This is a genomic window from Mesorhizobium sp. M7A.F.Ca.US.014.04.1.1 (assembly GCF_003998745.1).
Taxonomy (GTDB): domain Bacteria; phylum Pseudomonadota; class Alphaproteobacteria; order Rhizobiales; family Rhizobiaceae; genus Mesorhizobium; species Mesorhizobium ciceri.
The window spans coordinates 1-9,603 of sequence record NZ_RZRW01000196.1 but is presented as its reverse complement, the minus strand read 5'-3'; the positions used below and the strand labels follow the sequence as shown (position 1 = coordinate 9,603).

Sequence of the window (9,603 nt, the reverse complement as noted above, 5' to 3'; positions counted from 1 at the left end):
ATGGAGGCCGCGGGCTTGTTCGACCCGCGCCTCGTCACCACCACGCCGGTGCTGTCCAGCGTGTCGCTCGGCCGCGAGATGTTCCGCGACGCGCTGGCCAAGGTGCCGACACTCGACGGGGTGTTCTGCAACAATGACGACATCGCGCTCGGCGTCTTGTTCGAATGCCATCGCGCCTCGATCGCGGTGCCGAAGACGATCGGCATCGTCGGTTTCAACGATCTCGACATGATGCAGGTGGCGTTTCCTTCGGTCACCAGCATCCGCACCCATCGTTATGAGATCGGCCGGCGTGCCGTCGCCATGGCGCTTGCTGCGATCGCCGGCAAAAGACCGGAGCAACGGATCGTAGATCTCGGTTTCGAGCTCAAGCGCCGCGAGAGCACGGCGCGTTGAAACGCACAGAAGCGACTGTGCGAATGCCGGTTTACACGCCGATTTGGTAGCGCTACCATCTCCTACAGGCAGTTGCATGAACGATAGGTCGCACCTGTTTATTATACATAAGCGACAACTAATACTTGTTTATTATGGATAATATGATAGTTTTCGCCCCGCTGGCGGCGACAAGGGAGGTACCGGGTCGGCCATCACGGGCGGCCGAGGAAGCGCATGGCAAGGCGGGAGGTGCCGGTCCATCGCGCGAAAAATTCGCATTGCGAAACGAACAATCAGAACTGCAATCGGGAGGATTATCGATGATCAAGTCACTCGTTGGTGGCGTCGTTGCCGCCACTGCATTCGTCATGCTCAATTCGGCCGCCATGGCCGCCGGACCCGAAATCGTGTCGGGTCCCGCCGCTCAGGCGGACTGTTTCGCGCCGTGGAGCGCAGAGACCAAATTCTTCAAATATCCCAAGAAGGAAGGGCCGTTCCGCATCGCCTTCGCCAATGGCTATATCGCCAACACCTGGCGCATCCAGATGGTGCAGACGGCCAAGGCCTACGCCGCGCAACCTGAAGTCAAAGCCAAGATCAAGGAATTCAAGGTCGTCTCGACGGGCGAGGACGTGCCGGCACAGATCTCGGCGATCAACAATTTCATCGATTCCGGCTATGACGCCATCGTCACCGACGCCCAGAACCCGACGGCCTTCGGTCCGGTCATCAAGCGTGCCAAGGAAGCGGGCATCGTGCTGGTCGCCTTCGACAACATTCTCGATACCAAGGACGCCATCAACGTCAATGTCGATCAGAAGGGTCTTGGCGAATTGTGGGCCAAGTGGCTGGTCGGCAAGATACCGAACGGCGGCAAGATCCTGGAAGTGCGCGGCGTCGCCGGCACCTCCGTCGACACCGATCGTCACAACGGCATCCACGAGGTGTTCGATGCGTCCGGCAAGAAGTGGGACGTGACCGAAGTCGCCGGCAAATGGGATGACGGCGTGGCACAGAAGGTGACCGCGGATGCGATCGCCACCAACGGTCCGTTCGACGGCATCACCGGGCAGGGCGGCGACACGGGCATCGTGCAGGCGATGATCGACGCCAAGCATCCGTTCGTGCCGTTTGGCGGCGAGACCGAGAACGGCTTCCGCAAGTTCTGCGCCGCGCATTCAGCCGACGGGCTGAAGTGCTCGTCCGCGGGCTCGGGCCCGGCTCAGGTCGCCGTCGCCATCAAGACCGCGATCGCCGCACTCGAAGGCGAAGTCGTGCCACAAGAGGTGAAGCTGCCGCTGGCGATCGCCGAAGACCCGAACATGAAGGAAGGCACGGATTACTTCCCCAAGGAATCCGACAATTTCTTCGTCGGCAATTCCTTCCCGACCTGCGGCATCAATTTCAGCGCCCAGGAAATCATGGGTCAGACCAAGGAAAACCAGTAAATCATCGCTGGCTGTCACCTGGCGCCGCGGCTTGAGCCGCGGCGTTTGTCTCAATTCCACAATCGCCCTGGGAGGGCCGATGGACGGTGCGGCTCCGCTCTTTCGTATGGAAGGCATATCCAAGCGCTATGGCGGTGTACGCGCGCTGGAGAAGGCCGAGCTTGTTGTCGAAGCCGGCAGCATTCACGCCATTCTCGGTGAAAACGGCGCCGGCAAATCGACGCTGATCAAGGTCATGGCAGGTGTCGTGGCGCCCGATGAGGGGCGCATGACTCTGGATGGGCGCGAGGCGACCTTCGCCTCTCCGGGTGCCGCCAATAAGGCCGGCATCGTCTGCATCTTCCAGGAACTGTCGCTGGTCCCCGAGCTAAGCGTTGCCGACAACATAGTCATTTCCGACCCGCCCAAACGCTTCGGCATGATCGACCGCAAGGCGCAACGCCGCATCGCCGAAGAAGCACTTGCTCGTGCCGGCGCCGCCGACATCCACCCGCTGGCGCTGGTCAAGGACCTGCCATTGTCGCGCCGGCAGATGGTCGAGATCGCCAAGGCATTGGCACGCAAGCCGCGCATCCTCATCCTCGACGAGGCGACCTCCGCGCTGACTGCCGCGGATGTCTCGAAGATCTTCGCGGTGCTGAAGCGGCTGCGCGCGGAAGGGCTGGCGCTGCTTTACATCTCGCACCGCATGAACGAGATCGCCGAACTGGCGGACCAGTGCACGGTGTTCCGCAACGGCCGCAATGTCGCCAGCTATCCAGCCGGCTCGAAGAGTGACAATGAGGTGGTCGAACTGATGATCGGCCGCGAATACAGCCATATCTTTCCGCCCAAGCCGACGGCCGTGCCTGCCGCCGCGGCCCCCAGGCTCGAGGCCCGCAAGCTCTCATGGGCCGACCGGCTGCACGACATCTCGCTGACCGTCAGGGCAGGTGAGGTGGTCGGCCTTGGCGGCCTCGACGGCCAGGGCCAGCGCGAATTGCTGCTCTCCTTCTTCGGCGTGCTGCGCGGCCTCAGCGGCCAGATCCTGATCGACGGCAAGCCTGTGTCGATCACCAGTCCATCCGTTGCGCGCGACGACGGCATCGGCATGGCGCTCATTCCCGAGGACCGCAAGACCGAAGGGCTGATGCTGCCGATGACGGTGCGCGAGAACCTGTCCTTCGCCGCGCTCGACCGGTTGTCGAAAGCCGGCATCATCGACCGTGCCGCCGAGCAGCGGCTGATCGACGACATGGTCGGTCTTTTGGCGATCAAGACGGCGGGCCTCGACATTCCGGTCGGCGCGCTTTCGGGCGGCAACCAGCAGAAGGTGGTCATCGCCAAATGGCTGATGCGCCAGCCGCGCATCATCCTGCTCAACGATCCGACGCGCGGCATCGACGTCGGCACCAAGCAGGAGCTGTACCAGCTGATGCGCAAACTGGCCGACGCGGGTGCTGCGATCCTGTTCTACTCGACCGACTATGACGAGCTGATCGGCTGCTGCGACCGTGTGCTTGTGCTCTATGACGGGGCGGTCAAGCGCGAGCTGGTCGGCGCCGAGATCACCGAGCGGGCGCTGATATCAAGCGCGCTCAACATCCATGGCGAGGAGAGCCGGGTGGGCCTGGGAGTGGGCGCATGAAGGATTGGCGCTACTGGCTGGCCGAGCAGCGCGGAACGCTGCTGGCGTTCGGCATCTTCATCGTCATGTTCGTCATCTACACCTCGAACCATCCGGCCGGCTTCACCGCCAATGTGGTGCAGACGGCGGCCAACAAGGGCGTGCTGCTCGCCTTCGTCGCCATGGCGCAGACGCTGGTGGTGATCACCGCCGGCATCGACCTGTCCGTCGGCATGATTTTTCTCCTCACCAACTGCCTGGCTTCGTGGCTGGTGGTGGGAACGCCGATGCAGACGACGCTCGGCGTCATCGCCGTGCTGGCGGTGGGACTGCTGTGCGGCGCCATCAACGGCGCCATCGTCATCTATGGCCGGCTGCAGCCGATTGTCGCCACCATTGCCACAGGCGCCGTCTATTACGGCATCGGCCTGTTGCTGCGGCCATTTCCGGGCGGCTCGGTCAATGAGGACCTGGCCGATGCGCTGACCGGTCGTGTGTTCGGCGTGGTGCCGGCAAGTCTCGTCGTGCTGCTGGCCATCGTGCTGGTGATCTGGGTGCCGTTCAGCCGCTCGGTGCTTGGCCGCGCCGCCTACGCGGCAGGCTCATCGGAGACGGCGGCCTACATGTCGGGTGTGCCGATCCGGCGCGGCAAGTTCGCCGCCTACACGCTGGCCGGCCTGCTGGCGGCGATCGGCGGATTGTTCCTGACCTTCTTCACCTATACGGGTGAGGCGGCCTATGCCAGCGGCAACTCCTACACGCTGTTTTCGATCGCCGCCGTGGTGCTCGGCGGGGTTTCGCTGTTCGGCGGCAAGGGCAGCGCCATCGGCGCCATCTTCGGCGCACTGGCTTTCCGCACGATCGGCGACCTGTTGTTCGTCTTCGATTTCGATCCGCTCTGGCAGCCGCTGTTCCAGGGCGTTATCCTGCTGGTCGCCGTCAGCCTCGGCGCCTTCGCCCTGTTTCGGGTCCGCAACCGGCTGGAGTGGTTCCTGTGAGCGAAACGACGCTTGGCGGCATTGCCGGCCGCATGCCAAGATTCATCCGCCGCGCCGATCCGGCGGTGCTGACGGCCTTTGCCTGCATCGTGCTTTTGCTGTTCTTCGGCAGCCTCTATTCCAGAAGCTTCCTGTCGCCTGAATATCTCCTGCAGCAGCTCAAGGTGGCTTCATTCCTCGGCGTTATCGCGACAGGCATGATGCTGGTCATCCTGCTCGGCCAGATCGACCTGTCGGTGCCGTGGGCGGTGGCGGCGGGCGCCATGATGGCCTGCGCCGCGGCGGCGTACGGCCCGGTCGGCGTGGCGTTGGCCATCCCGTTCGGCATCATCTGCGGCATGCTGATCGGCGTCGTCAACGGCATCGGCGTCGCCTATCTGCGCATCCCCTCGATGATCATCACATTGGCCACCAACGCTGTCGCGCAAGGGCTGATGGTGGTCTACACCGGCGGCTTCTCGCCGCAGGATTCGGCGACGGGCGCGATGCGCTACCTGGCGACCGGTTTCGCCATTCCGGGCGTGCCCAACGCCGTCATCATCTGGGCGCTGATCGGGGCCGCGATGGTGTTCGTGCTGACGCGGACCGGCTTCGGCCGCACCGTCTACGGCATCGGCAACCGCGAGCGCGCGGCCTATCTCTCCGGCATCGACACAAGGCGCGTGGTGATGATCGCCTTCGCCGTCTCCGGTGGGCTCTCGGCTTTCGGCGGCGTGCTTCTGGCCGGCTATGCCTCCAAGGCGGCGCAGTCGATGGGCGACGCTTATCTGCTGCCGTCGATCGCCGCGGTGGTGCTTGGCGGCACCTCGATCTTGGGTGGGCGCGGCTCCTATCTCGGCACTGTCGCCGGTGTCATCCTCATCACTTTGCTGCAATCCATCTTGTCGGTCATGCAGATGCCGGAGGCGGGGCGGCAGATCATCTACGGTGTCGTCATCGTCGCCATGCTGCTGCTCTACGGCCGCGCGCCGGCAAGCCGCTGACAGTGGACGAAGCGGCAGCACAGGCGCCGACGAGCGCCCCCGGCTCGGTGCCGGCCATCGTGGTTATGGGCGTCGCCGGCTGCGGCAAGTCGGCGGTGGGCGTTGGGCTTGCCGCCGCTCTGGGCGTTACCTTTATCGAGGGCGACAGGCTGCATCCTCCGGAAAACGTCGCACGCATGGCAAGCGGCGAGCCGCTTACCGATCAGCTGCGCGAAGGCTGGCTCAACGCGATCGGCGAGCGCATCGCCGCGTCGGTGGGGCAGGGCAACGGCGTGGTCGCCGCCTGCTCGGCGCTGAAGCGCAGCTACCGCGACCGGCTGAGCGGCTTCTGCCCGGAAATCGTCTTCCTCTATCTGGAGATCGACCCTGGTACGGCCAGGCAGCGCGTCGGCAGCCGCAAGGGCCACTTCATGCCGGCGAGCCTGGTCGACAGCCAGTTCGCCATCCTCGAGCCGCCGGCTGCGGATGAGCGCGCCTCGAAACTCAATGCCACACGCCCGGTCGGTGAGCTCGTCGCCGCCGCGGTCCGTCTGATACGCCGGTCATGAGCCTTCATCCATTCCGATGCCGATGCTGTCCGAGGCCTCGGTCAGCCGCTGCCGGCGGGACCACGTCAGCATCTGCTCGGGGTAGAGCTTCAGCGCTTCCAGCAGGCGGTCGCGCTTGAGCAGGATGTAGTGCGCCTGCACAGTCATGTTCTTGGCGCCATCCCTGGCCATGTCCGTTGCCGGGCTGACAGATGCCTCCGGCGTCAGCTCGGGGCTGAGCACGGCCCGGTATTCGATGAAGGGAACCACTTCGAAGGTCGACATGGCAAACAGGGCGGTCCTGCCCCTGGCGGCGAAATTCGCCGGTGCCGAGGCGAGATGCGTCCAGCCGCTTTCGCCCATGGCTGCCTCGGTGAAGCTCGTGCCGGCATGGACGGTGTTGGTCATCGTCACCACGCCATTCTGCTTCAGGATCTTCTGGATGCGGATGGTGACTTGATAGGTGTCGTCGCGGCCAAAGACGACCCGGCTTTTCAGGAACCGGTTTTCGACATCGATCAGCGGCGGATTGAGGAAACGCAAGCCGAACGCCGATTCGGAAATACCGTGGGTGTTGACGCTCACCTGATGCGCTTCGATACCGGCCTCGTACAGCGCGCGCTTGCCGATGATGGTCTGGGCGGTGAACTGATCGCACCAGAGGATGGCGCCGTGGCCGCGCTGCAAGGCCGACCGCAGCCCCGCCAACCCCTCCAGCCGGATCGTCGGCGACCAGCGGCCGGCCACCAGATGTGCGGCGAGCTGCAAGCGGCGGCGGTGGCGCGCTGCCAGCAATCCCTCGAACAGCTTGCGTGCATCGATACCATCGCCCAGCACCGCGAGCGTGGCGGCAGCGTAGGCCGGGAATTCCTTGCGCATATGGCGCTTGAGGCGAAACCTCGATACGCGGCCGCAGATCGGCGCCCACCACCGCACCGGCAGTGCCGCCGCCACCACGAGATAGAAGATAGACAGCAGGCCTTCGCGAAGATCCTTGTTGGAAAAGCGGCGAAGCCGGCCAGGGCGAACCAGCTTGCGGCTGAAGAAGCGTACATCCTCCGCCCGTTCCGGGACGAAGACGTCTGCGATGATTTCAGTGCGGAAACTGGCTGCCGACGGCAGCTTGCGGGCGGCCTTGCGGGATTTTTCTAACCACCACAGCCTCATCGGTCCAGCCCGTTCTTCGAACCCCGCTTTACTGCGTCGGCTTGGGCCGTGCAAGGTCATGTCCGCGCTCAAGACTTCTGCAAATTTCGCTTGCCCTAGACTTGAGACAAGCGCGCCGCTTACGAAGTGTTGATTTCGAGGGCCGGACGAAGATAGTCGTATCGCTATTCCATATATGGCGTCAGCACATCTTCGATCCATTTCATGAACGCGCGGACCCGGCGCGATAGATTGCTCCGATGTGCGACGACGAGGGACACGGCGAGCGGCCGGCGACGAAAATCGGGTAGGATCTCGACAAGCGCTCCACTCCCCAAGTATCGGCCAATGCCCAAGAGTGGCGCCTGGATCAGGCCGAGGCCGGCGAGGGCCGCTGCTTCGTAGGTCTGTGCGCTGTTGACGTGTAGCGCACCTGGCAACTGAAGCGTCGCGTAGCTGTCGCCGTCCGGATATTCCCATCCATAGGGTCGCGCGCCCAGCAGCGTCGAAAAATGAATTGCCCTATGTTCCTGACGCTGGAGATCTTCCAGCGATCGAGGCACGCCATGGCGCGCCAGATAGGCGGGACTGGCTGCGTTGGCCATGCGCAACAGGCCCAACGGGCGGGCAATCAGGGTCTCGTCGCGAATGGGTCCAAGCCGCAATACACAATCGAACCCCTCTTGAACCAGATCGACTTGCCGATCCGTACTCGACACCTCCAGCTCCAACTCGGGGTGAGCCGCCATGAAATCCGGCAAAGCCGGTACGATCGTTGTGCGCGCCACTTCGGTCGGAAGGTCGACCCGCAAACGGCCGCGAAGTGCCACGCGGTCGCCTGCGAACATCGAGTGCAGATCATCGACTTCAGCAAGCAGATCGCGGGCGCGGGCATGAAATGCGCGTCCGTCCTCCGTCAACCGCACGCTGCGCGTCGTCCGGTGCAGAAGCCTGACACCCACATCTTCTTCCAGCTTGCGGACCGCCGTTGAGGCTCTCCCCTTTTGGATGCCCAGGCTATCGGCCGCGCGGGTGAAGCTCCCCATTTCCGCGACCGTTGTGAAAATGAGGATGGGTTCGAGATTCTGCATTTTCGTGCCTCGGATTGTTTCCCAAAAAGAGAACAGTTGGTTCATTTTCTCGGCATTTATCACATTTGAGAGGCACAGTAAGCTTCGAATATGGGATCTCCCCATCGGAGAATGACAAGTGTCCGAAACTGTGAACCTGCATCAGACACCGGAAATTATGACCTTGCATCGCGCCCTGTGGGCCGGCCGGATCATGAGCGCGTTTGTCGTCATCGCCCTGACGGCAGATGGCACTGTTCAGCTTTTCGCGCCGGCACAGATCGCCAGCATGTTGCAGGAAACCGGGTTTGCGATGGACCTGACCCGTGTCGTGGGTCCGATCATCCTCGCCTGCGCCATCCTCTACGCCATCCCGGTCACCGCCGTCCTCGGCGCGATCCTGGTGACGGGCTTTTTGGGAGGTGCCATCTGCGCCCATCTCCGCATCGGTGAGTTGGGGTCGCCGCCGGAAATCATCTCCCTGTTTCTGGGCGCGATGACCTGGGGCGGCCTCTATCTCCGCGATCCCCGTATCCGGGCCATTCTGCCGCTCATCCATTGAACCAACAGGGGCAGCTCTGTCCCCCGACATCAGGAGAAAACACATGTTCCTAGTAATGGGAATCACGGGAAAAGTTGGCGGCGCAACGGCAGAGCATCTGCTGGCGCACGGCAAGGAGGTACGCGCACTCGTCCGCAACCGCGACAAGGCGGCCAATTGGGCGAACCAGGGCGTGGAACTGGTAGACGGCGACTGGAATGATTCGGCAGCCATCGAGCGAGCCCTCAAAGGCGTCGAAGGCGCGTTCGTCATGTTGCCCCCTGTCTGGGCGCCGTCGCCCGATTACAAAGAAGCGAGGAGCGTGATTGCTAGCTATGTCGAGGCTCTGACCAAGGCAGCGCCGCCGCGAGTGGTCGCGCTTTCGTCGATGGGTGCGAACAGAACAAGCGGGCACGGGGTGATCGCGGCCTTGTCGCTTCTGGAGCAAGGGTTTCGCGGCCTGACATCACCAACCGCATTTGTGCGCGCGGGGGGATTCTTCGAAAATTTCCTCTACGGCTTGCAGGTCGCGCAGGGCGGAATGCTACCGGTCTACTACAATCCGACAAACCGGAAATCGACCATGGTTGCGACGAACGACATCGGCGCAGAGGTCGCAACCCTTTTGACCGGGTCGACGTGGTCAGGGCAGCGCATCGTCGAGATCGGTTCGATGGTCACCGCGGATGAAGTCGCCGAGCAGTTGGGTGAAGTCCTGAATCTCGCCGTGAAAGCCTTTGCAATTCCGCGTGCGGGGTGGGCGGAAGCGTTCGAGCAATTCGGCATCCCGAAGGGTCACTCCGGACCCGCCGAAGAAATGTTCGAGGCCGTGAATGCGGGATGGATGGACCTCGGTGTGGCGGGTACGGAGCACGTAGCGGGTACGACGTACGCACGCGCTGTATT

General features: G+C 63.3%; 10 protein-coding genes. 8 read left to right on the top strand and 2 right to left on the bottom strand.

From position 1 onward, the window contains the following. The 6 genes from EOA22_RS15145 to EOA22_RS15120 all read left to right on the top strand — a co-directional run. On the top strand, positions 1–396 hold a 396-nt coding region (locus EOA22_RS15145), incomplete at its 5' end, for a substrate-binding domain-containing protein (RefSeq protein ID WP_164755456.1). Between the two features lie 302 nt (positions 397–698). Continuing rightward, complete coding sequence (locus EOA22_RS15140) at positions 699–1,826, top strand: sugar ABC transporter substrate-binding protein (RefSeq protein WP_013530863.1); 1,128 nt, start codon at positions 699–701, stop codon at positions 1,824–1,826. A 79-nt stretch (positions 1,827–1,905) separates the two neighbouring features. Further along, positions 1,906–3,453 (top strand): sugar ABC transporter ATP-binding protein, encoded by a 1,548-nt coding sequence (locus tag EOA22_RS15135; RefSeq protein ID WP_063168516.1) that lies wholly within the window; start codon positions 1,906–1,908, stop codon positions 3,451–3,453. Then, positions 3,450–4,430 (top strand): ABC transporter permease, encoded by a 981-nt coding sequence (locus EOA22_RS15130; RefSeq protein ID WP_013530865.1) that lies wholly within the window; start codon positions 3,450–3,452, stop codon positions 4,428–4,430. Before EOA22_RS15135 ends, EOA22_RS15130 begins: the two co-directional genes overlap by 4 nt. Beyond that, positions 4,427–5,413 carry an ABC transporter permease gene (locus EOA22_RS15125; protein ID WP_013530866.1) on the top strand — a complete coding sequence of 329 codons (987 nt, stop codon included), beginning with the start codon at positions 4,427–4,429 and terminating at the stop codon, positions 5,411–5,413. Before EOA22_RS15130 ends, EOA22_RS15125 begins: the two co-directional genes overlap by 4 nt. Before the next feature lie 2 nt (positions 5,414–5,415). Beyond that, positions 5,416–5,961 carry a gluconokinase gene (locus tag EOA22_RS15120; RefSeq protein ID WP_027160689.1) on the top strand — a complete coding sequence of 182 codons (546 nt, stop codon included), beginning with the start codon at positions 5,416–5,418 and terminating at the stop codon, positions 5,959–5,961. Here the strand turns inward: EOA22_RS15120 and EOA22_RS15115 are convergent. Together EOA22_RS15115 and EOA22_RS15110 are read right to left on the bottom strand one after the other, a co-directional pair. Continuing rightward, positions 5,956–7,107: a hypothetical protein gene (locus tag EOA22_RS15115; protein ID WP_063168515.1), complete on the bottom strand. Its 1,152-nt coding sequence runs from the start codon at positions 7,105–7,107 to the stop codon at positions 5,956–5,958. The genes EOA22_RS15120 and EOA22_RS15115 overlap by 6 nt on opposite strands. Positions 7,108–7,271: 164 nt before the next feature. Continuing rightward, positions 7,272–8,222, bottom strand: a complete 951-nt coding sequence (locus EOA22_RS15110; protein WP_244514315.1) for a LysR family transcriptional regulator — start codon at positions 8,220–8,222, stop codon at positions 7,272–7,274. A 73-nt stretch (positions 8,223–8,295) separates the two neighbouring features. On the opposite strand from EOA22_RS15110, the gene EOA22_RS15105 reads away from it, so the two are divergent. Next, a complete protein-coding gene (locus EOA22_RS15105; protein WP_024501529.1) occupies positions 8,296–8,718 on the top strand; it encodes a DoxX family protein in 423 nt (140 codons plus the stop codon). A gap of 43 nt (positions 8,719–8,761) precedes the next feature. Next, the coding region (locus EOA22_RS15100; RefSeq protein WP_127390059.1) for an NmrA family NAD(P)-binding protein at positions 8,762–9,603 on the top strand (842 nt) is incomplete at its 3' end.

What these genes read in the sequence shown, in the direction of transcription:
- EOA22_RS15140 (WP_013530863.1), top strand. Translation starts at nt 699, where the DNA reads ATGATCAAGTCACTCGTTGGTGGCGTCGTTGCCGCCACTGCATTCGTC.
- EOA22_RS15135 (WP_063168516.1), top strand. Translation starts at nt 1,906, where the DNA reads ATGGACGGTGCGGCTCCGCTCTTTCGTATGGAAGGCATATCCAAGCGC.
- EOA22_RS15130 (WP_013530865.1), top strand. Translation starts at nt 3,450, where the DNA reads ATGAAGGATTGGCGCTACTGGCTGGCCGAGCAGCGCGGAACGCTGCTG.
- EOA22_RS15115 (WP_063168515.1), bottom strand. Translation starts at nt 7,107, where the DNA reads ATGAGGCTGTGGTGGTTAGAAAAATCCCGCAAGGCCGCCCGCAAGCTG.
- EOA22_RS15110 (WP_244514315.1), bottom strand. Translation starts at nt 8,222, where the DNA reads ATGAACCAACTGTTCTCTTTTTGGGAAACAATCCGAGGCACGAAAATG.